At 57.7% G+C, this 21966-nt stretch carries 22 protein-coding genes, 1 other RNA gene and 1 pseudogene; 15 read left to right on the top strand and 9 right to left on the bottom strand.

The window, feature by feature from the left end:
- Window positions 1–267 precede the first annotated feature (267 nt).
- Window positions 268–1209, top strand: a complete 942-nt coding sequence (locus ACL2XQ_RS22960) for a TerC family protein (RefSeq protein ID WP_413721515.1) — start codon at window positions 268–270, stop codon at window positions 1207–1209.
- Here ACL2XQ_RS22960 and ACL2XQ_RS22965 read toward each other — a convergent pair.
- The 4 genes from ACL2XQ_RS22965 to uxaC form a co-directional block, all read right to left on the bottom strand.
- Window positions 1206–1748: a YgjV family protein gene (locus ACL2XQ_RS22965; RefSeq protein ID WP_410013396.1), complete on the bottom strand. Its 543-nt coding sequence runs from the start codon at window positions 1746–1748 to the stop codon at window positions 1206–1208. The genes ACL2XQ_RS22960 and ACL2XQ_RS22965 overlap by 4 nt on opposite strands.
- Before the next feature lie 96 nt (window positions 1749–1844).
- A complete protein-coding gene (locus ACL2XQ_RS22970) occupies window positions 1845–3332 on the bottom strand; it encodes a UxaA family hydrolase (protein WP_410013395.1) in 1488 nt (495 codons plus the stop codon).
- 18 nt (window positions 3333–3350) lie between these two features.
- Window positions 3351–4802, bottom strand: a complete 1452-nt coding sequence (locus ACL2XQ_RS22975) for a tagaturonate reductase (protein WP_410013394.1) — start codon at window positions 4800–4802, stop codon at window positions 3351–3353.
- Window positions 4803–4886: 84 nt separating this feature from the next.
- Window positions 4887–6296 (bottom strand): glucuronate isomerase, encoded by a 1410-nt coding sequence (gene uxaC, locus ACL2XQ_RS22980; protein WP_410013393.1) that lies wholly within the window; start codon window positions 6294–6296, stop codon window positions 4887–4889.
- A gap of 555 nt (window positions 6297–6851) precedes the next feature.
- Between uxaC and ACL2XQ_RS22985 the strand changes: the two genes are divergently transcribed.
- From ACL2XQ_RS22985 to ACL2XQ_RS23025, 9 genes and pseudogenes are all read left to right on the top strand, one after another.
- Complete coding sequence (locus ACL2XQ_RS22985) at window positions 6852–8150, top strand: MFS transporter (RefSeq protein WP_331120011.1); 1299 nt, start codon at window positions 6852–6854, stop codon at window positions 8148–8150.
- A gap of 272 nt (window positions 8151–8422) precedes the next feature.
- Entirely contained in the window at window positions 8423–9199 is a 777-nt protein-coding gene (exuR, locus tag ACL2XQ_RS22990) for a transcriptional regulator ExuR (RefSeq protein ID WP_410013392.1), read from the top strand.
- A gap of 411 nt (window positions 9200–9610) precedes the next feature.
- Window positions 9611–10291, top strand: coding sequence for a DedA family protein (locus tag ACL2XQ_RS22995; RefSeq protein WP_413721516.1), 681 nt, complete (start codon window positions 9611–9613; stop codon window positions 10289–10291).
- 2 nt (window positions 10292–10293) lie between these two features.
- Window positions 10294–10677: an EnvZ/OmpR regulon moderator MzrA gene (gene mzrA, locus ACL2XQ_RS23000; protein ID WP_413723499.1), complete on the top strand. Its 384-nt coding sequence runs from the start codon at window positions 10294–10296 to the stop codon at window positions 10675–10677.
- Between the two features lie 153 nt (window positions 10678–10830).
- Entirely contained in the window at window positions 10831–11136 is a 306-nt protein-coding gene (locus ACL2XQ_RS23005; RefSeq protein WP_162366294.1) for a DUF883 family protein, read from the top strand.
- A 4-nt stretch (window positions 11137–11140) separates the two neighbouring features.
- A pseudogene (locus tag ACL2XQ_RS23010) lies at window positions 11141–11524 on the top strand (phage holin family protein); the annotation flags it as partial.
- Between the two features lie 74 nt (window positions 11525–11598).
- The gene (locus ACL2XQ_RS23015; protein ID WP_410013388.1) at window positions 11599–11883 is read left to right on the top strand and encodes a YqjK-like family protein; all 285 of its coding nucleotides are present in this window, start codon (window positions 11599–11601) and stop codon (window positions 11881–11883) included.
- A gap of 228 nt (window positions 11884–12111) precedes the next feature.
- Entirely contained in the window at window positions 12112–12504 is a 393-nt protein-coding gene (locus ACL2XQ_RS23020) for a DoxX family protein (protein WP_410013387.1), read from the top strand.
- Window positions 12505–12688: 184 nt separating this feature from the next.
- A complete protein-coding gene (locus tag ACL2XQ_RS23025; RefSeq protein ID WP_410013386.1) occupies window positions 12689–13690 on the top strand; it encodes a glutathione S-transferase family protein in 1002 nt (333 codons plus the stop codon).
- Window positions 13691–13734: 44 nt separating this feature from the next.
- Here ACL2XQ_RS23025 and ACL2XQ_RS23030 read toward each other — a convergent pair whose 3' ends face one another.
- On the bottom strand, window positions 13735–14625 hold the full coding sequence (locus tag ACL2XQ_RS23030) for a LysR family transcriptional regulator (protein WP_410013385.1): 891 nt from the start codon (window positions 14623–14625) through the stop codon (window positions 13735–13737).
- Between the two features lie 196 nt (window positions 14626–14821).
- Between ACL2XQ_RS23030 and ACL2XQ_RS23035 the strand changes: the two genes are divergently transcribed.
- Window positions 14822–15550, top strand: coding sequence for a pirin family protein (locus ACL2XQ_RS23035; RefSeq protein ID WP_410013384.1), 729 nt, complete (start codon window positions 14822–14824; stop codon window positions 15548–15550).
- A 65-nt stretch (window positions 15551–15615) separates the two neighbouring features.
- Here the strand turns inward: ACL2XQ_RS23035 and rnpB are convergent.
- An RNA gene (rnpB, locus tag ACL2XQ_RS23040) (RNase P RNA component class A) lies at window positions 15616–15992 on the bottom strand.
- 25 nt (window positions 15993–16017) lie between these two features.
- Window positions 16018–16887 carry a 16S rRNA (cytidine(1402)-2'-O)-methyltransferase gene (gene rsmI / locus ACL2XQ_RS23045; RefSeq protein ID WP_413721517.1) on the bottom strand — a complete coding sequence of 290 codons (870 nt, stop codon included), beginning with the start codon at window positions 16885–16887 and terminating at the stop codon, window positions 16018–16020.
- A gap of 62 nt (window positions 16888–16949) precedes the next feature.
- Here rsmI and ACL2XQ_RS23050 point away from each other — a divergent pair, with 62 nt between their 5' ends.
- Genes ACL2XQ_RS23050 through dolP form a run of 4 tightly spaced genes read left to right on the top strand, consistent with a single transcriptional unit; the run spans window position 16950 to window position 20537 of the window.
- Window positions 16950–18971, top strand: a complete 2022-nt coding sequence (locus tag ACL2XQ_RS23050) for a penicillin-binding protein activator (RefSeq protein ID WP_413739755.1) — start codon at window positions 16950–16952, stop codon at window positions 18969–18971.
- A complete protein-coding gene (locus ACL2XQ_RS23055; protein WP_413721519.1) occupies window positions 18929–19324 on the top strand; it encodes a YraN family protein in 396 nt (131 codons plus the stop codon). Before ACL2XQ_RS23050 ends, ACL2XQ_RS23055 begins: the two co-directional genes overlap by 43 nt.
- 37 nt (window positions 19325–19361) lie before the next feature.
- Window positions 19362–19952 (top strand): DnaA initiator-associating protein DiaA, encoded by a 591-nt coding sequence (gene diaA / locus ACL2XQ_RS23060; RefSeq protein WP_162366285.1) that lies wholly within the window; start codon window positions 19362–19364, stop codon window positions 19950–19952.
- 9 nt (window positions 19953–19961) lie between these two features.
- A complete protein-coding gene (gene dolP / locus ACL2XQ_RS23065; RefSeq protein ID WP_413721520.1) occupies window positions 19962–20537 on the top strand; it encodes a division/outer membrane stress-associated lipid-binding lipoprotein in 576 nt (191 codons plus the stop codon).
- A gap of 41 nt (window positions 20538–20578) precedes the next feature.
- Here dolP and mtgA read toward each other — a convergent pair whose 3' ends face one another.
- Entirely contained in the window at window positions 20579–21307 is a 729-nt protein-coding gene (gene mtgA, locus ACL2XQ_RS23070) for a monofunctional biosynthetic peptidoglycan transglycosylase (protein ID WP_413721521.1), read from the bottom strand.
- Window positions 21304–21957 (bottom strand): isoprenoid biosynthesis glyoxalase ElbB, encoded by a 654-nt coding sequence (gene elbB / locus ACL2XQ_RS23075; RefSeq protein ID WP_410013377.1) that lies wholly within the window; start codon window positions 21955–21957, stop codon window positions 21304–21306. Before elbB ends, mtgA begins: the two co-directional genes overlap by 4 nt.
- Window positions 21958–21966 lie beyond the last annotated feature (9 nt).

Raw genomic sequence — 21966 nt, forward strand, 5'->3', positions numbered from 1 at the left:
GTAGCGCGAGGTTAACCGGACGGGAGATTGACTGTCGCAAATTTTTACATTAATGTTGCGCCTAGCAAAGGGGAGTAACTTCTTCGTCGGTTTGTCGTCAATACGATGCCAACGCATCCGGCTACCGGGCAATCAGGACAGCGGAATCAATCCTGTCCTGCGTTGTAAGTGAGACCTTGCCGGAAGGCGAGGTATGTTTGCATCCTGGATCAGGAAAAAACGGCTGCGTCTTCCGACGTTAGCCGTTTTTTTTTGAGGATATCCCTGATGAATACCGTTGGCACACCTTTGCTGTGGGGCGTTTTTTCCGTGGTGGTCGTTATCATGCTGGCCATCGACCTGCTGCTCCAGGGCAAAACCATGACGTTGAAACGCGCCGCCTGCTGGTCCGTGGTGTGGGTCTCCCTATCCCTGCTGTTTAACGCCGCCTTTTGGTGGTATCTCGCCACTACCCAGGGGCGCGCCGTGGCCGACCCGCAGGCGCTGGCATTCCTTACCGGTTACCTGATTGAAAAAGCGCTGGCGGTGGATAATGTCTTTGTCTGGCTAATGCTGTTCGGTTATTTCGCCATACCGGCGCAGCTGCAACGGCGGGTACTGGTCTACGGGGTATTGGGCGCCATCGTACTGCGCACCCTGATGATCTTTGGCGGCAGCTGGCTGGTGACCCGGTTCGACTGGCTGCTGTATATTTTCGGCGCCTTCCTGCTGTTTACCGGGATTAAAATGGCCTGGTCAAAAGAGGATGACGCCGCGCTTGACCAAAAACCGCTGGTACGCTGGCTGCGCGGCCATTTGCGCATGACCGGTGAAATCCACGGCGAGCGCTTTTTTGTCCGCCAAAACGGCGTACTGTTCGCCACGCCGCTGATCCTGGTGCTGATCCTGGTGGAATTCAGCGACGTCATTTTCGCCGTCGACAGTATTCCGGCTATTTTTGCCGTCACCACCGATCCCTTTATCGTCCTGACCTCCAATCTGTTCGCTATTCTGGGCCTGCGCGCCATGTATTTTATGCTGGCGGGCGTGGCCGAACGCTTCTCGCTGCTGAAATATGGCCTGGCGCTGATCCTGGTCTTTATCGGCGCCAAGATGCTGATCGTGGATATTATCCATATTCCCGTGGCGATATCCCTGGGCGTGGTGGCCTCTATTCTGGCAGCCACCCTGCTGATTAACGCCTGGGTTAACCAGCGTAAAGGGGGTTAACGCGTCGAGACGGCTTTATGTTCCGCGGCGAACGGGTCGATGCCGCGTAATTGCATACGGCGAAAGCGCACGATATTAATGCCGTTGACAATCAAAAAGCTGCCTTCGATAAGCGAGCCGCCGATAGAGCCAAGCCAGATATTATGGGTGACCCAGCCGGCGGTGGAACACCACATCACGCAGCGGGTGGTCAGCCCGCGGGTGCGGAACAGCGCCCAGGTGCTGATAACCGTACCGATAATGGGCAGCAGCTCCACGGCGTGCTTGACCTCGGAGAGCCCGAGCGCCAGGGTGAGGATAATGAATGCAAACATCACCAGAATGCTGCGGGTACGTGTTGAGATCACCGTACGCAGCGCATTCAGCACCGCGCTCATGCCCGCGGCGTTGGCGCCCATCAGGAAAAAATGGCAACCGATGATAAAGCTGTAAAGCGCGAGCTGCAGTTTGAACTTGCGATCGTCACGTTTGATAAACATGGTGATGCCGACAAAAAATGCCAACACCCCCACGCCCTGAGCGACCCAGTAAAGGCTCATGGCACGGCATTCCTGTAATTTGGGGAAAGAATAAAATGAAAACGGCGCTTCATAATTATGAAACGCCGTTCTTATAGTAAGGATTCAGGCCGGTTTTTACAACGTTACGCCGCTTTTAAATATGGCCAGTTCCCGGAAATCATTCACTTCGTTGCGCGTGTGCTTGCCATTGGCAATGGCGACGATTAAATCGACGAACTCCGCCAGCACCTGATCCATCGCGACGCCGTGAATCAACCGGCCGGCGTCGAAATCAATCCAATGAGGCTTTTTCGCCGCCAGTTCGCTGTTGGTGGCAAGCTTCACCGTCGGCACAAAACCGCCGTAAGGCGTGCCGCGCCCGGTGCTGAACAGCACCATATGGCATCCCGCGCCCGCCAGGGCGCTGGTGGCCACCGCGTCGTTGCCCGGCGCGCTGACCAGGTTGAGGCCCGGCACATGCAGGCGCTCCCCGTATTTCAGCACGTCCATCACCTTGCTCTGGCCGGCTTTTTGCGTACAGCCGAGGGATTTCTCCTCCAGGGTGGTAATGCCGCCGGCCTTATTCCCCGGCGATGGGTTTTCATAAATCGGCTGTTGATGGGCGATAAAATATTGTTTGAAATCATTGACCATATGCACGGTCTTTTCAAACGTCGCCTCGTCCCGGCAGCGGCTCATCAAAATACGCTCGGCGCCGAACATTTCCGGTACTTCGGTTAATACCGAGGTGCCGCCGTTGGCGATGACATAATCCGAGAAGCGTCCCAGCAGCGGATTGGCGGTAATGCCGGACAACCCGTCCGAACCGCCGCATTCGAGGCCGAATTTCAGCTCGCTGAGTTTGCCCGGCTGGCGCTTATCCTCGCGCATCGCCAGGTAAAGCGCGCGCAGGCACTCCAGCCCCGCCTCCACTTCATCATCCTGCTGCTGGCAGACCATAAAGGTCACCCGCTGCGGATCATACTCGCCAAGCGTGGTGCGGAACACGTCGACCTGATTGTTTTCGCAGCCCAGGCCAATCACCAGCACCGCGCCGGCGTTGGGATGGCGCACCATGTTTTGCAGCATGGTGCGGGTGTTTTCATGATCCTGCCCCAGCTGCGAGCAGCCGAACGGATGGGTAAACAGATGAACGCCGTCGATATCCTCGGCGCCAAAGGTCTCCTTCAAAAAACGCTGCTGGATCTGTTTGGCGATGCCGTTGACGCAGCCGACGGTCGGCAGGATCCACAGCTCGTTGCGGATGCCCACCTCGCCGTTGGCGCGGCGGTATATCTGAATCTCACGATCGGGCATCTGCGCCGGCAGGGTTTTGAAATCCGGCAGGTACTGATATTCATCCAGGTCGCTAAGATTGGTCTTGGCATTTTGCGAATGAATGTGCTGGCCGGGAGCGATGGGGCTCAGCGCATGGCCGATGGGCAGACCATATTTAACGATCATTTCGCCCTCGCCTATGGGCGCCAGGGCAAACTTATGGCCCCGGGCGATAGGCTGGGGCAGCGTGATGGTCACGCCCCCGATTTCCACCGTTTCATTCGTGTCGAGGTCTTGCAGGGCGACCGCCACATTGTCTGAGGAATGAATTTTAATAATATTCATGAATTAACCTTTTTGCTTTCAGCAATAGGCTGAAACGGCAGTGCGCATGCCTTGGTCGATAATGGCCTGCAACTGCTGTTCAACCTGTTTCGCCAGGCCGGGAACCTTGAGCAGATCCTGTTCCCAATGCTCTGTATCGCCCAACACGTCATTTACTAAGGTGCTTAACGCCACCTCGCCTTTGTCCACGCCGCTCCAAAGCGATTTGAAACGGGTAATCCATTTTTCATCATCCTGCATCGGGTAGCTTTCGCCGTTGCGTTCTCCGCGGTAAAACGCGATCAGCGCCGCCAGGGCGAAGGTCAGCCGGGCCGGAAGCTCGCCGTGTTTTTCACGATAGGACAACAGCTGCGGCAGGATGCGGGTACGGAATTTGGTCATGCCGTTCAGGGAGATGGACAATAACTGATGCTGGATAAAGGGGTTGCGGAAACGGCTTAGCACCGCCTGCGCAAACGAGGTCAGTTCATCATGGGGCAGATCCAGCACCGGCACGATTTCTTCGGCGATGGTTTTTTCCACATAAGCGCTGATCAGTTTATCGTTCATCGATTCGCCGACGGTGTCCAGGCCGGACAGGAACGCTACCGGCACCAGCGCGGTGTGCGCGCCGTTAAGGATGGCGACCTTGCGTTCTTTGTAGGGCTTGATGTCGTCGACGATGCGCACGTTCAGGTCCATCTGGTCCAGGCGCAGTTCCTTGGCCAGCCACTGCGGTCCCTGGATAACAAACAGATAAAAATACTCGGCGGTATCAAGGAAGGTGTCCTGGTAGCCCAGTTCGGCCTGCAGTTCTTCCACTTCGCCACGCGGGTAACCGGTCACGATACGGTCGACCAGGGTGGAGCAAAAGGTGTTGTGTTCATTGAGCCAGGTGGTGAACCCGGCCGGCAGCGCCCATTGTTGGGCGTAACGCAGCACCAGCTCTTTCAGCGCGTCGCCGTTATAGTCGATCAGTTCGCACGGCACCAGCACCCAGCCTTTATCGGCGGCGCCGTCAAAATGGCTGAAACGTTCGAACAGCAGTCGGGTCAGCTTGGCGGGATAGCTGGCGGGCGGCGTATCGGTCAGCTTGTCCCCGGCCTGGTAGCTGATGCCGGCCTCGGTGGTGTTGGAAAAGACGAAACGGATATTGGCGTCGTGCGCTAGGGCCAGGTAATCGTCGAATTCATGATAGATATTGATTTCACGGTTAACCGAGCGGATAAGCCTGGGCTCGCGCACCGCTTCGCCCTGTTCATTCAGGCCGCGGATAACGGTGGTGTACAGGCCGTCCTGGGTGCTGAGCGACGGCGGGAAATCCGTATTGATTGGACGGATGATAACGATGCCGGCGTCCAGATCGGTATGTTCATTAAGCAGATCCAACTGCCAGTCGATAAAAGCGCGTAAAAAATTTCCCTCGCCGAACTGGATGACACGCGTGGTGTACTGGGGTCCGGGAAAGTTTTGACGATTTAGCGTTTGCATGCGAAATTTACCTTAAAAATTACCCGGCTGCGGATAATAAAAAATAGCGTTTTAACCGGGCGAGCCTAAGGCCCGCCCCCAGAATCAAAGCTCAATGGCGAAGTAGTTTTTCGCGTTATCAAAGCAGATATTTTTCACCATTTCGCCCAGCAGGTTGATATCCGCCGGCGCTTCGCCCGCTTCCACCCAGTGGCCCAGCATGCGGCACAGGATGCGGCGGAAATACTCGTGGCGGGTATAGGACAGGAAGCTGCGGCTATCGGTCTGCATGCCGACAAAGCGGCTCAGTAGACCCAGGTTGGCCAACTGCAGCATCTGGCGTTCCATACCGTCTTTCTGGTCGTTAAACCACCAGCCCGGGCCGAACTGCATTTTGCCTGGCATGCCTTCACCCTGGAAGTTGCCGATCATGGTGCCGATAATTTCGTTATCCGACGGGTTCAGGCAATACAGGATGGTTTTCGGCAGGGCGTTGTTACGGGCCTGCGCATCCAGCAGGCGGGACAGCGCCATGGCGACCGGCTGGTCATTGATGGAGTCGAAGCCGGTATCCGGGCCGAGCTGTTTCAGCATGCGGGTATTATTGTTGCGCAGCGCGCCGATATGGTATTGCTGGGTCCAGCCGCGGCGGGTGTATTCACTGCCCAGGAATATCAGCACCGCGGTGCGGAACTGGGCGATTTCGTCCTTGGAGGGCAGCTTGCCGTCCAGACGGCGGGCCAGGATGCCGTTCAGGGTGTTTTCGTCCGCTTCGCCGTAAACCACCACGTCCAGCGCATGGTCGGAGACCTTACAGCCATGGGCGGCAAAATGGTCCAGACGTTTTTTCAGCGCGTCGGTCAAGGTGCTGAAGCTGGTGATGGCGGTGTCGGCAGCGGCTTCCAGCAGCTTCATATAATCGTTAAAGCCTTCCGCTTCTATATTAAAGGCTTTATCCGGGCGCCAGCTCGGCAGCACTTTGATATTGAAGCTGGCGTCTTCGGCCACCGCCTTGTGGTGAACCAGGGAATCCACCGGATCATCGGTGGTGCCGGCCAGCTTCACGTTCATCTGTTTCATGATGCCGCGGGCGGAGAAATTGTCCTGGGCCAGCATTTCGTTGCCGCGATCCCAGATTTCCCGCGCGGTGGCGGGGCTCAGCAGTTTATCGGTGATGCCGAACGGACGGCGCAGTTCCAGGTGGGTCCAATGGAACAGCGGATTGCCGATGGTATGGGGAACCGTCTTGGCCCAGGCTTCGAATTTTTCATAGTCCCCGGCGTCGCCGGTGCAAAAACGCTCGGCCACGCCGTTGGTGCGCATGGCGCGCCATTTATAGTGATCGCCTTTCAGCCAGATATCGTACAAATTCTTGAAACGGTAATCTTCCGCAATCTGTACCGGCGGCAAATGGCAATGGAAGTCATAAATCGGCTGGTCCACGGCGTAATCATGATACAAACGGCGAGCGAATTCGCTATCCAACAAAAAATCTTCAGTCAAAAACTGGGACATTTCAGGCTCCTCACCTTCATTTCTTTGAGTTATGTTTCTTAAATGTTGAAAGGTGTTATACCAATTTAGCAGGAAAATGCAGATCCTGCCGGTGCTGATATACCATTTCCTGCCAAATTCAACAAAAACTCAACATATATAGGTCAGCTACAGGGCTTACGCCCGGCTAACGGGACGATTTATTATCCCTTAAAATAAAAATGGTTTTTGTGATGTCACTCAACTTTTAAATCTGTATGACAAGTTATCGTAGCGCCACATTGAGTCTGGACTCAATCATTTTGTTTAGATGACCGCACTCAGGGTCATGAATTCATCTGACGGGCCAGGGCGATGCGGATTTCCGGCGGCGATTTGCCGGCAGTCCAAACAGCGGTAAGCGGTATCGGGTTAAAGCGGCAGGCGTTGGCAAGGCGCGGGTCGTTAGACCGGATAACAGGCCGACAGAATATAACAATACCCGGAGAGCGCGCTCTCCGGCTGGCTCTATACCCGTCGTCCCCATGATATCTGGGTAGTGGTGATGACGGCTCATACTCATTGGGAGAAGTGGTAATGCGTAAAATAAAAGGGTTACGCTGGTATATGATCGCCCTGGTCACCGTTGGTACGGTGCTGGGTTACCTGACGCGTAACGCCATTGCGGTGGCAGCTCCTACCCTCCAGGACCAGCTGCATATCACCACACAGCAATATTCCTATATTATTGCCGCCTACTCTGCATGTTATACGCTCATGCAGCCGGTAGCCGGTTATGTACTGGATTTGCTGGGCACAAAAGTCGGTTACGCCGTATTCGCCATCGTTTGGGCGCTGATGTGTATGGCGACCGCGCTGGCCAGCAGCTGGGGCGGACTGGCGATTGCCCGTGGCGCCGTCGGCATGGCTGAAGCGGCTATGATTCCCGCCGGCCTGAAGGCCAGCAGCGAATGGTTCCCGGCGAAAGAACGTTCTATCGCCGTGGGTTACTTCAACGTCGGCTCGTCAATCGGGGCGATGCTCGCACCGCCGCTGGTCGTCTGGGCGATTGTGGTTCACAGCTGGGAACTGGCGTTCGTTATCGTCGGCGCGCTGAGCCTGGCCTGGGCCATCGCCTGGCTGGTACTGTATAAGCACCCGAAAAACCAGAAGAAACTGAGCGACGAAGAGCGCGAATATATTCTGGGCGGCCAGGAAGCACAGCATCAGGTAAACAACGCCAAGAAGTTGTCCGCCTGGCAGATTATCCGCAACCGTCAGTTCTGGGGCATCGCCATCCCGCGTTTCCTGGCTGAACCGGCCTGGGGTACCTTTAACGCCTGGATCCCGCTGTTCATGTTCAAGGCTTACGGGTTCAACCTGAAAGAAATCGCCCTGTTCGCCTGGATGCCGATGCTGTTTGCGGATCTCGGCTGTATCCTCGGCGGCTATATGCCTCCGTTCTTCCAGCGCATCTTCGGCGTTAACCTGATCGTTTCACGTAAACTGGTCGTGACCCTCGGCGGTTTCCTGATGATTGGCCCTGGCCTTATCGGTCTGTTTACCAGTCCTTACGTTGCCATCGGCCTGCTGTGCATCGGCGGTTTTGCCCATCAGTCCCTGTCCGGCGCACTGATTACGCTCTCCTCCGACGTCTTCGGCCGTAACGAAGTCGCCACCGCCAACGGCCTTACCGGCATGGCGGCCTGGACGGCAAGCACCATGTTCGCCCTGGTCGTAGGCGCCCTGGCGGACACCTTGGGCTTCAGCCCGCTGTTCGCGGTACTGTCGGTATTTGACTTACTGGCCGTGCTGGCGGTATGGACCATACTGCAAAACCGTCCGGTGGTGGAACTGCTGCCCGGGCAAGAGCCGCTCAAACCGGCCCATAGCTAAATGACGCCGCAACGCGCGCTGTTTTCCACGCGACGCGGCGACCAATAGCACGTCCCTGAAATCCCCGGCACATGCATGACGCATTGCCGGGGATTTTTATTCCGGGGCGGAAAAGTAGGTGTAATGGGATATGTCCATCTAGGCGCTTCATTTAATAAGTGGTATAACAAATATGTCATCGATGTGAGTTCTAAACGAGCAACTTTTGACGCGTTGCGCAGTGATGGCGCGGCACCGACTAAAACGTTACCCAACATTTAAGAGCCTGTATCATGGAATTCACCGAAACCCGACGATTATATCAACAGCTGGCCGCCGAGCTGAAACAACGCATCGAGACCGGCGTCTATCCCGTGGGTGAAAAACTGCCGGCGGAGCGCTATATCGCGGAAGAGATGAATGTCAGCCGCACCGTGGTGCGTGAAGCCATCATCATGCTGGAAGTGGAAGGCTACGTTGAAGTGCGCAAAGGTTCCGGCATCCACGTCATCTCCAGTCAGCAAAAAAACCTGCTGCTGCCCAGCGGCGAGTTTCAGTTCACCACCGCAGGTCCGTTTGAACTCCTGCAGGCGCGCCAGCTGATCGAGAGCAATATCGCCGAATTCGCCGCCACGCAGGTTACCCGCCAGGATATCGTGTTATTAATGGATATCCAGGAAAATGCCCGCCTGGAAGATCGTTTCCGCGATTCAAAATGGGATCTGAAATTCCATGTCCAGGTCGCCCTGGCGACGCAGAACACCGCCATGGCCACCATTGTCGAGCAGATGTGGAGCCAACGGCTGCACAACCCGTACTGGCGCAAGCTGCATGAACATATCGATGATAAATCCATCGAAAGCTGGTGCGAAGATCACGATCATATCCTCAAGGCCTTGATCCGCAAAGACCCCTACGCGGCCAAACTGGCGATGTGGCAACATCTGGAAAACACCAAGCAAATGCTGTTCCACGCCACCACTGATGATTTCGAATTTAACGTCGACCGTTACATGTTTACCGAAAATCCGGTCGTACACCTTGATAGCCTGGCCAACGGCACCAAATAAACCCTCGCGTTGCATGTGATGATCAGGCCGCGGCGCGCCATTGAGGGCCCGCATCCGTGTAGGTGCCCTGGCGCCACGCCGGGGGCGTTCGTTCATTTCAGGCCAATGGCGCGCCATCCTTGACTCTCCTTACCCCGTCCCAGGCGGATGTGCGCGTTTTCAACCTCCTGTTTTTTTTAGTCTTGCCAAGCGCTTGCGCCCGACGGCCGGACCACGTCAGTAAGTGTCGTTTTTCTGTCAGCCCATGTAAAAGAAGCCTTTGCCAGGCGTTTTTATTGCAATATATCCTCGCGGCGGGACGATTGTCGGTTATATTTCCCTGTCTCACGATGTCTGATTTTGTTACAGTGAGATGGCTTTTTTTACATTTTAACCAGGTTGTAAGCTGCTGTTTCAAGTTAGGAATGCTGAATGGATATACTAAAATCCCTGGTACATGCCCTCTGGCAACAGGATTTTGAAACACTTGCCGACCCTACATTGGTCTGGACCCTCTATTTAATATTGTTTGTCATTTTATTTCTGGAGAACGGCTTGTTGCCCGCGGCTTTCCTGCCCGGGGATAGCCTGCTGATCCTGGTGGGCGTGCTGATAGCCAAAGGCACCATGAATTTTCCCCTGACCCTGCTGATACTGACAGCGGCCGCCAGCCTGGGATCGTGGATCAGTTATATACAGGGTAAATGGCTGGGCAATACGCGCATGGTGCAAAGCTGGCTGTCCCATTTGCCGGCGCAATATCACCAGCGCTCGCATTCTTTGTTTTACCGGCACGGGCTTTCGGCGCTGCTTATCGGTCGTTTTGTCGCCTTTGTCCGCACCCTGCTGCCGACCATCGCCGGCCTGGCCGGACTGAGCGATACCCGCTTCCAGCTGTTTAACTGGCTGAGCGCGTTTATCTGGGTATTTATCCTGACCACCGTCGGTTTCCTGCTTGGCAAAACCGCCCTGTTCAAGCATTACGAAGATGAGCTCATGCTGGGATTGATGTTACTGCCGCTGATCTTCCTGGTGATGGGACTGGTCGGCTCGCTGCTGATATTGTGGCGTAAAAAACGCGCCACGGACGCCGTAAAAAGGTTAAGAAAGTGAATGTGAACGTAAAATGGCGGCGCGGGTGGATGACATGGCGAGCGGTATTGGTGGCGACAGCCTCGCTGCTGGTCTTGATATTGCTGCTGCCGGCGCTGATGACCAAAGAGACGGCGCTGGAGATTACCCTTGCCAGCGAACGCGGTTCCCTGCCCGACGGTTTTTATATCTACCAGCGCCTTGACGAGCGCGGCATCAGGATCAAAAGCATCACTCCCGCCAGGGACAGCCTGATTATCCTGCTCGATACGCCCGAACAGGCGCTGGCGGCGCAGCGCGCCCTGGAAGATCTGCTGCCGGAAAATTATTCGGTTTCACGCAGCCGGCACTATCCCCGATGGCACTGGCTTCCCTATCTGCATACCGGCAATGCCCGGGTAGGCTAACCCTATTAACCCTAAGAAATTGCTATAAGTTTTTTGCGGTTTGCCAAATCCGGGGCTACGCTTACAACAAGCGCTAAATATTAGACGCCTAGGTAGTAATGATGGATTAATACGGGCTAACACTGATTCGTAAACGTCGAAGGAGTAAAAAAGATGGTTAAAGATACGACCTCTGAACATTTACGCGCCGAATTAAAGTCATTGGCGGATACGCTGGAAGAAGTGCTGCGTGGCTCCTCTCAGAAACCCAAGGCTGAATTTGACAAGTTGCGCAGCAAGGCGGAAAGCGCGCTCAAGGAAACCCGGACCCGTCTCGGCGATGGCGGCGAGCGCCTGGCCGAACAGACCAAAGTGGTTGCGGAAAAGGCCGATGAATATGTACATGACAACCCCTGGACGGGTATCGGCATCAGCGCCGTAGTCGGGTTTGTCCTTGGTGCGTTAATTATGCGGCGTTGATAAAATGATTGAACAGCAAAGCCAGGGCCCTGGCAAGGGCATTTTCACCATAGGCCAGCGTATTATTACCATTATTGTCAGTATGGTGGAGACCCGCCTGCGTTTGGCAGTGGTAGAGCTGGAACAAGAAAAATCCAATATTATCCAAATGCTGATGATGGCCGGTATTACGTTGTTACTGGCCGCTTTTGGCTTGATGAGCCTGCTGGTGCTGCTGATCTGGGCCATCGATCCGCAATACCGCCTGACGGCGATAGCCACTACCACCGCGGTGCTGTTCGTGCTGGCGATTATTGGCGCCATCTGGACGTTGGGCAAGGCTAAGCGTTCCACCCTGCTGGGTTCCACGCGCGAAGAACTGCAGGTTGACCGGAATATATTGGAAAAGGTCCAGGACGAAATTCAGGAAGAAGAGAAAGCCCGCAAGCGCGAAAAGGAAAGGGAAAGAGCCAGGGAGGACAGATGAGCGACCATCAGCCCAAAATGACCAAAACCCAGCTCCTGCGCACCATACACCAGCAGCGGCTGGATCTGGGGGCGGAAAAACGCGCCTGGTATTTTGCCACCGCCCGCTACGACCGCGGCTGGAACACCGTATTGAGCCTGCGCAAGTATCTGATAGCCGGCTCCAGCATACTGGCGCTGTACAATATCCGCCATCCCAGCCGTTTTATCCGCTGGACAAAACGCGCGCTCGGCATTGTCGGTACGCTTAAACTGATTCGCACCACGCTTCAATCACGTTAATAAGCCCTCCCGCGGGCGAAAGCCCGCAGGAATCTCCACTGCCCCGCCCCTTACTCAATCTTTTTGATAATAACCGACAGTTTTAATCGCTATCACCCAACCTTTCTTACGGATAACATCTCCCTCATCAAACGCAACGGGTTCATTAAGCCGTCTAACCTGCTTTAAAACCTGCTGTAATCTGGCCTTCGTTTTGAAGGCCGTCCTTTAAAATAAGATGGGAAGAAGATGAAAAAATTAGATGATAGCGCCATCCTGGTTGCCCGGATCCTGTTGCCGATCCTATTTATCGTTTCCGGCTTCGGCAAAATAGGCGGCTACGCCGCTACGCAGCAATATATGGAAGCCATGGGCGTGCCCGGCTTTATGCTGCCCCTGACCATCTTGCTGGAATTCGGCGGCGGCCTCGCCATCCTGTTCGGTTTCCTCACCCGCACGGTTGCGTTGATCACCGTGGTCTTTGTCCTGCTGACCGCCTTTATTTTCCATAGCGATTTCTCCCAGGCTGGCAACCAGATCAACTTTATGAAGAACCTCTCCATCTCCGGCGGCTACTTACTGCTGGCGGTGCTGGGCGCCGGTTATTTCAGCATCGATCGCCTGCTCAACAAAAAGTGGTAACAGGCCGCAGAAGACAAAGCTGACTACACTTAACACAAGCAGTGTTCAAGGGAAAACGCCCCATGGCATGGTAGGCCCGCGATCATCGAGCTCACATAAGCCGTGTTAAAGGGGGAGTGTTCCATCACACCGCAGGCCCGCTGGCACCGGCCGCAATTATCCACTGACTATAAGGAACTCGCATATGGGACTGCTCGTAGAGGGCCAATGGCAAAACAGCTGGTACGACACCAAATCCACCGGCGGACGCTTCGAACGCTCGGCGGCGCAGTTCCGCAACTGGATCACCCCTGACGGCGCGCCCGGCCCCACCGGCCGCGGCGGATTCGCCGCGGCGAACCACCGCTACCACCTCTATGTCTCGCTGGCTTGCCCCTGGGCGCACCGCACACTCCTGATGCGCAAACTCAAAGGCCTGGAGAACCTGATCCCGGTGTCCGTGGTCCATCCCCTCATGCTGGAAAACGGCTGGACCTTCGGCACTGATTTTCCCGGCGCCACCGGCGACCCGCTTTACCACAAGGATTACCTCTACCAGCTCTATCTCGAGGCCGACCCCCGCTACAGCGGGCGCACCACGGTACCGGTGCTATGGGATACCGCGGGGAAAACCCTCGTCAGCAATGAATCGGCGGATATCATCCGCATGTTCAACAGCGCCTTCGACGGCGTCGGCGCCCGCGCCGGCGACTATTATCCCCGTGAACTGCGCGCGCAAATCGATGAGATTAACGGCTGGGTTTACGACCAGGTCAACAACGGCGTCTATAAAGCGGGCTTCGCCACGTCCCAGCAAGCCTATGATGATGCGGTGGAAGGCGTATTCGCCGCGCTGGATCGGCTCGAGGCGATACTAGGCCGCCATCGCTACCTCACCGGCGACCGGCTGACCGAAGCGGACCTGCGCCTCTGGACCACCCTGATCCGTTTTGATCCGGTCTATGTCACCCATTTCAAATGCGATCGCCGCCGGATCGGCGATTATCTCAACCTCTCGGGCTTCCTGCGCGATATCTACCAAATGCCGGGCATCAGCGACACGGTGGATTTCGCCCATATCCGCAACCACTACTACCGCAGCCACGCCACGCTCAATCCCCACGGTATCATTTCCATCGGACCGCGGCAGGATCTGGACGAACCGCACGGCCGCGACGATCGTTTCGGCCCGGCGGACGAGGACTGACCGGTGCCGGGATGCGGTGGCGTCAGGTTAACAGCGGCCGGATCTCAGGCGAATAATTTCGGGATTTCGCGCAGGAACCAGGATTTGGCCTCGCCCATGCTGTCGCGGCGCCAGGCCATAATGATATCGTTCTCCATACTGTACTCGGGGCCCACGACCCGCAGGCGTCCGGCGGCAATGTCCTCCGCCACCAGCGGATAAGGCATGGTGGCCACGCCCAGCCCGGCCAGCAGCGCCCGGCGCTTATCGTGCATGGAGCTTACCGTCAGGCGTTGCTGCTTATCCAACAGCTGCACGGTCAGCACCGGACGTTCGCGGGCGGTATCGGCAATGGCGATGCCGCGGTATTTTACCCGCGTCAACTCCGACAGCGGCTCCGGCTCCTGGTGAATGGGATGATCCGGGCTGGCCACGTACACGTTGAGGATTTTATACAATTTGCGGCTGTTGATTTCCGACGAGGTGCGAAAATGCATATCCGGCGCGATAACGATATCGGCCCGGCCCTGCTCCAGCCGTTCCCAGGCACCGGCCAGCACTTCGGTAATAATCGACACCTGGGTATTGGCCTTGCGCGCCAGCTTCTCGATTAAGGGGAACAGCTTCTCGCTCGGCACCAGGGCTTCCGTCACCACGGTTAAATGGGTTTCCCAGCCGCGCGCCAGCGCCTCGGCGTCGGTGGTCAGCTTATCCGCCGCTTCCAGCAGTACCCGCCCGCGCTCCAGCAGCATGCGCCCGACGTTGGTAAACTTGGTGCGATGCCCCGAACGGTCGAACAGCACCACATCCAGCTCTTCTTCCAGTTTTTGCATGGTATAGCTTAGCGCCGAAGGTACCCGGCCCAGTTCATCCGCCGCCGCGGCAAAACTGCCGCGCCGGTCGATGGCATCCATCACCCGTAATGCTTCCAGCGTTAACGCCCGTTCTCTAGCCATGCCCGGTCTCATTCAGGAAATTTGAATATACTGACCAGATTAACTTGCTAACAATCCGCCGTCCATACCCTTACTATTTATAGAGTAAAGTTTTGGCGCCGCCGTCCCTATGCCGCCAGGCGGATAATAAACACGCCATCCGACCCTACACATAAAAAATGGGCAGCTTGTCCATAGAAAATAAGCAGACAGAGCCATGATTACATTCAGAACGGCAAAACAATGCGGCCATGCCGACTACGGCTGGCTCCAGGCGCGTTACACCTTTTCCTTCGGTCATTTTTTCGATCCCAAGATGCTCGGCTACGCTTCCCTGCGCGTGCTGAACCAGGAGGTGCTGGCGGTCGGCGCCGCCTTTCAGCCGCGCGCCTATCCGCAGGTGGATATTCTTAACCTGATCCTTCAGGGACAGGCGGAATACCGCGACAGCGAGGGCCGCCATATCCAGGCCGCCACCGGCGACGCCCTGCTGCTGTCGGCACGCAACGGCGTCACCTATAGCGAACAAAACACCGGTTCGACGCCGCTGACCCGGCTGCAACTGTGGATGGACGCCTGCCCGACGCGGGAAAACGCCGCGGTCCAGCGCCTGGCGATACCCGACCAGCCCCATTTGCTGCTGGCCTCGCCGGATGGCGAAGGCGGCAGCCTCCAATTGCGTCAACAGGCCTGGATACATCACGTGGAACTGGCGGCGGGCCAAAGCCTGACCTTGGAATTAAGGGGATCGCGCGCTTACCTGCAATCGGTGCATGGCACGATTCACATCGATAACCCGGCGACAGATAGCCCCGCTCACCGCGAGGACACCGCCAATCCCACCTTGCTGACCTGCGGCGACGGCGCTTTTATCCACAATGAGCGCCGCGTCCGGCTACAGGCGCAAACGCCGCTGCGGGCGTTATTGATCGACCTGGCGGAATAAACGCGAAGGGGGGTTGCCGGGCAAAAAAAAACCCCATGCCATAAATAAGCATGGGGCTAACGCGATAATAGAGTTGACCGGTAAGCCGGGTTCTGTCGAGGACAATCATTCATCTAGGCCAGCGCTCGCGCGCTGGCTCAAGCAGCCTACCCGGGTTCAGTACGGGCCGTACCTTGTGAACCCCTATTTGGCCTTGCTCCGGGTGGAGTTTACCATGCCGCAAACTGTTGCCAGCCGCGCGGTGCGCTCTTACCGCACCCTTTCACCCTTACCTGATCCCGCTTGCGCGGGCCATCGGCGGTTTGCTCTCTGTTGCACTTGTCGTGGGTTTGCACCCCCCAGGCGTTACCTGGCACCCTGCCCTATGGAGCCCGGACTTTCCTCCCCATGACGTTGCTTCCCGAAGGAAGGTCGGTCAAGCGGCGATTGTCTGGTCAACTCCGGCGCGGAGTATAAAAGCTTTTCGATCAATTGTCATCCCCAAGCTGGTCCAGGGCATAACGATAAAGGGCATTTTTTTTCACGCCGTGGATTTCGGCGGCCAGGGCGGCGGCTTTATTCAGCGGCAGCTCCTTTTGCAGCAGGCCGAGCGTACGCAGCGCCTCCGGCGGCAGGGCGTCGTCCTTGACCTGGAAACCTTCGACGATCAGCACCATTTCGCCGCGCGCGCGATGCTCATCCTCGCCGACCCAGGCCAGGAGTTCGCCCACCGGCGCGCCGTAGATGCTTTCCCATGTCTTGGTCAGCTCGCGCGCCAGCACCACGTAGCGCGCCGGCCCCCATACGGTGACCATATCCTGCAGGCTCTCAAGCAGCCGATGGGTGGATTCGTAGAAGATAAGGGTGCGCGGTTCCTGTTCCAGGGCCAGCAGCGTATCCTGGCGGCCTTTGCGCTTCGCCGGCAGGAAACCCTCGTAGCAGAAACGATCGGAAGGCAGGCCGGCGGCGGACAGCGCGGTAATGGCCGCACAGGGACCCGGCAGCGGCACCACCCGGATACCCGCCTCGCGGCAGCGGCGGACCAAATGATAGCCCGGATCGTTGATCAACGGCGTGCCAGCGTCGCAGACAAGTGCGATACTCAGTCCTTCCTGCAGCTTTGCCAGCAAAACATCCGCTTTTTGCTGTTCGTTATGATCATGTAACGCGAACAGGCGCGCATTTATGGCAAAATGTTGTAACAATAGGCCGGTATGACGGGTATCTTCAGCAGCAATCAAGTCGACCCGCTGGAGTGTCGACAGCGCCCGCTGGGTGATGTCTTCCAGATTACCAATGGGAGTCGGTACCACATAAAGCGTTGATGCGGAAATATCTGCTTGTTGGTGTTGATTCATTGTCTCATCCGGATTGCCGATTTAATATTGAGCATCTTGAAAAAAACATCACTGGATACAGAATGCTTTACTCATATGTCATGGGTTTTAAAACAGGGCGTGTTCTACCCGTCGTGCTGGCTGCGCTGATCCTCGCCGCGTGTTCCAGCCAGGCGCCGCAGGCCCCTGCCGGCGGCGGCCAGGCCAAGCCCGGCGCCAATGCCGGCGCCAACGCCGATTATTACCTGCAGCAAATGCAGCAGGCGGGCAATGATAATAGCAAGACCGACTTTCAATTACTCGCCATTCACGCCCTGATCGGCGAAGGCAAGACCGATCGGGCGCAGCAGTTGCTCGGCACGCTACCCCAAGCGATGACCGATGTCCAACAGCGCGAGCAGCTTTTGCTGTCCGCCGAGCTTGCCGTCGCGCAAAAACGGCCGCAGGACGCAGCCGCCGCGCTGCAAAAACTCGACCCCGGCCAGCTTTCCCAGGAGCAACAGGCGCGCTTCCTGCAGGTGCGTATTGCCGCGGGCGCCGGCCAGCAGCCGTCGCTGGATTTGCTGCGCGCCTATATTGCCCAGGAGCCGCTGTTGGCCGACCCGGCGGCGCATCAGCAAAATATCGACCAGACCTGGCAAGCCCTGCTGGCCTTTTCAGCCCAGCCGCAGGCAAGCCTGGTGATTAACGCCAATGAAAATGTTCTCCAGGGCTGGCTGGATCTGCTGCATGTCTACCAGGACAATAAACAGGATCCCGCCCTGCTGAAAGCCGGCATCAAGGATTGGCAGACCCGTTATCCGCAGAACCCGGCGGCCAAGACCCTGCCGACCCAGCTCAACCAGGTCCTGAACTACCAGCCCTCGTCGGTCGGGCAAATCGCCCTGTTCCTGCCGATGAACGGCCAGGCCCAGGTGTTTTCCAATGCCATCCAGCAGGGATTCAACGCCGCGAAAAACGGCCTGAATACGGCCGCCGCCCCGGTGCCGCCCACCGATGCCTCCGCGGGCCAAACCTCGCAGGCGGTCACCGCGCCGGCCGACGCCACGGCGGCCGACGCCGCCACCGCCGTTACCGCCGCGCCGCAGCCGGCGGCCGCGCCCGTTGCCGCCGGACCGGCAAGCAATGCGCAAGTGAAGGTCTATGATACTTCCAGCCAGCCGCTGCCGGCGCTGCTGGCACAGGCGCAGCAGGATGGCGCCACCCTCATTGTCGGGCCGCTGCTGAAAAATGAGGTGGAACAACTCTACAGCAGCCAGAGCACGATGAATATCCTGGCCCTCAACCAGCCCGAGCATCTGCAGAACCGGGCGAATATCTGCTATTTCTCCCTCTCGCCGGAAGATGAAGCCCGCGACGCCGCCAACCATATCTTCCAGCAGCACCGGCAACAGCCGTTATTGCTGGTGCCGCGCGGGTCGCTGGGCGATCGCGTCGTCAAGGCCTTTGCCGAGGCCTGGACCAAAGCCGGCGGCGGCACCGTGCTTGAGCAGCGTATCGGTTCCGTCGGCGAGCTGAAACAGGCCATCAACAGCGGCGCCGGCATCCAGCTTTCCGGCCAGCCGGTATCCACCGCGGCGCCGTCGGAACCGCAGTCGGTGACCATTGCCGGTCTGACCATCCCGGCGCCGCCAAGCGATGCGGCGATCTCGCCTTCCGCCGGCGGCGGCGTCGACGCGGTGTATATTATCGCCACGCCGTCCGAGCTGGCGCTGATCAAGCCCATGATCGACATGCGCACCAGCTCGCGCTCGCGCCTGGGCCTGTATGCCAGTTCGCGCAGCTACCAGGCCGAGGCCGGCCCGGACTACCGCCTGGAAATGGAAGGGCTGGAATTCAGCGATATCCCGCTGCTGGCGGGCGCCAATCCCGGACTGCTGCAACAGACCAGCGCGCAGTTCAAGGAAGATTATTCACTGGTGAGGCTGTACGCCATGGGCATGGACGCCTGGACGCTGGTTAACCATTTCTCCGAAATGCGCCAGATCCCAGGCTTCCAGGTGGCGGGCGAAACCGGCCAGCTCTCGGCGACACCGGATTGTGTCATCAACAGGAAGCTATCTTGGCTGAAATACCAACAGGGAAAACTGGTACAGGCACTCTAAACCGGCAGCGGTCCGGCGCGCGGGCGGAATATCTGGCGCGCCGGTATCTGGAAAACGCTGGCATGCGCTTCGTCGCCGCCAATATGCGGGTGCGCGGCGGCGAAATCGATTTAATCATGCGGGAATCCCGCGCCTGGGTATTCGTCGAAGTGCGTTATCGCCGTAATAACGCATTCGGCAGCGCCGCTGAAAGCGTCACCTTCCGCAAGCAGCGCCGGTTATTGCTGGCGGCGGCGGTCTGGCTGGCGCGTCGGGGCGAAAGCCTGGAAACATCCTCTTGCCGTTTCGATGTCCTGGCCATTACCGGTTGCCGCGTAGAATGGCTGGTAAACGCCTTCGGCGCAGCGGGATAACCGCTACTTCATTTATCACAGATTAGGCTTAACTACCGTGCTGGAAAGAATCAAAGGTTGTTTTACAGAAAGTATCCAAACCCAAATCGCGGCGGCGGAAGCCTTGCCCGACGCCATCTCCCGCGCCGCCACGGCCTTGGTGCAAGCGCTGCTCAGCGGCAATAAAATCCTGTGCTGCGGCAACGGGACATCCGCCGCCAACGCGCAGCATTTCGCCGCCAGCATGATCAACCGTTATGAAACCGAGCGGCCCAGCCTGCCGGCCGTGGCGTTAAACGCCGACAGCGTAGTGCTGACCGCTATCGCCAACGACCGCCTGCATCAGGAAATCTATGCCAAGCAGGTGCGGGCGCTCGGCCAGGCCGGCGATATCCTGCTCGCCATTTCCACCCGGGGCAATAGCCGTGATATTGTGAAGGCGGTGGAGGCGGCGGTAACGCGCGATATGACCATTATCGCCCTGACGGGTTACGACGGTGGCGAACTGGCCGGCCTGCTCGGGCAGCAGGACGTTGAAATCCGTATTCCTTCACACCGCAGCGCGCGCATACAGGAGATGCATATGCTGACGGTTAATTGCCTGTGCGATCTTATTGACAATTCATTGTTTCCTCACCAGGACGATTAAGGAGCTTACATGAAGGTTCGTTTCCCCTTTGTACTGCTGTTCACCGCCCTGTTGCTGCAGGGATGTGTCGGTGCGGTAGTCGTCGGCAGCGCGGCGGTGGCAACGAAAACCGCCACCGATCCCCGCACGGTAGGCACCCAGGTCGATGACGGCACGCTGGAAGCCCGCGTCGGCAACGCCCTGGCCAAAGACGCGCAGATCAAGAAAGAAGCGCGTATTGTGGCCACCGCCTACCAGGGCAAGGTGTTGTTGACCGGCCAGGCGCCCACGGCGGAACTGGCCAATCGGGCCAAACAAATCGTGGTAGGCGTGGACGGCGCCACGGAAGTGTATAACGAAATTCGCCTGGGGCAGCCGGTCAGCCTGGGACGCGCCTCGATGGATACCTGGATCACCACCAAGATCCGCTCGCAGCTGCTGGCCAGCGATGCGGTGAAATCATCCAATGTCAAAGTGACCACCGAAAATGGCGAAGTCTTTTTGCTGGGACTGGTGACCAATGAAGAGGGTAAGGCGGCGGCGCAAACCGCCAGCCAGGTCAGCGGCGTCAAGCACGTCACCACCGCGTTTACCTATATCAAATAAATAGCGGGGCGGGTTCTCCCGCCCGCCCTTTCCCCTGGAGCTCAGCGCAGGCGATTTTCCCTCAGGTAGTCCTCTCCCCCCATCTGGCGCATCTGGCGCATGATCCATTGCTGGCGCATCTGCACATAACGCGACGGGGCATTGGCGCGAAAAAGCAGCGGATTCGGCAATACCGCCGCCAGCAACGCCGCTTCCGCGGCGGTCAACCGGCTGGCGGGCTTGTGGAAAAAACGCTGCGCCGCCGCTTCCACGCCAAAGGTCCCCTCGCCAAATTCGGCGATATTCAGATATACCGTCAAGATACGCCGTTTGGTCCAGAGTCCTTCCATGGCCAGGGTAATACCGGCTTCCAGCCCCTTGCGCGTCCAGCTGCGTCCGTTCCATAACAGCAGGTTCTTCGCCGTCTGCTGGGAAATGGTGGACGCGCCGCGCATCCGCTGGCTGCGTTCATTATGCGCCGCGGCCGCCTGGATGGCGTCGATATCAAATCCCCAATGCCGGGCGAACTTCTGGTCCTCGGCCGCAATCACCGCCAGCGCCATGTTCGGCGAAATATCGCCCATGCCGACCCAGTCGGAATGGGCGACATAGGCAAAATCGCCGTGCAGCCAGGCGCCCAGTTGCCGTTCCATCATCACCGCCGAAAAGGGCACCGGCAGAAAAGCAAACAGCACCACCGCCGCCAGCCACGCGCCGACAAGCGCAGCGCACCCCGCCAGCAGCCATTTCGCCGCGCGCCATGCGGAAAACCGGCCGCCTGCGATCCTCATGCGGTGAATTCCAGTACCCGCGCCACCAGTTTATCGATGCCCTTCGCCGCCTCGGTGATGGAGGTGGCCAGCATATAGCCGGGCGTGGTGATCACTTTATTGTCGGCATCGACCACAATATCATCCACCGGGCACACCACATGGATGCCCCCCATGTCTTCGATCATTTCCGCGGTATCGTTATCCGTGCCGATGGTTAACCGCAGCGGCGTATCAATCAGTTTCGGCAACAGCGCCGGGGCGATGCAAATAAAACCGATTGCTTTACGTTGTTTATGTATTTCCTGCGTCAGGCGACGCAAATCGGCATCCACGTCGCCCTCGTTCCCTTTGCCGGCGATATCGCTCAGGTTCAGCACGGCGCCGAATCCCCCCGGCACGATCAGCGCGTCCAGCTCATCGGCGCGCGCCTCCGCCAACGGACGTATCTGGCCGCGCGCGATACGCGCGGATTCAACCAGGACATTGCGTTTTTCGGTCATTTCCTCGCCGGAAAAATGATTAATAACATGGGCCTGGAGTTTATCCGGCGCAAAACACACCGCCTGCGCCCCGGCGCGGTCCAGGGCCAGTAACGTCAGTACCGCTTCGTGAATTTCACTACCGTCATTCACGCCACATCCGCTTAAAACGACGCCAACGCGTTTCATAAATATCCT

It is taken from the genome of Sodalis sp. RH14 (assembly GCF_047324285.1).
GTDB lineage: Bacteria > Pseudomonadota > Gammaproteobacteria > Enterobacterales > Enterobacteriaceae > Acerihabitans.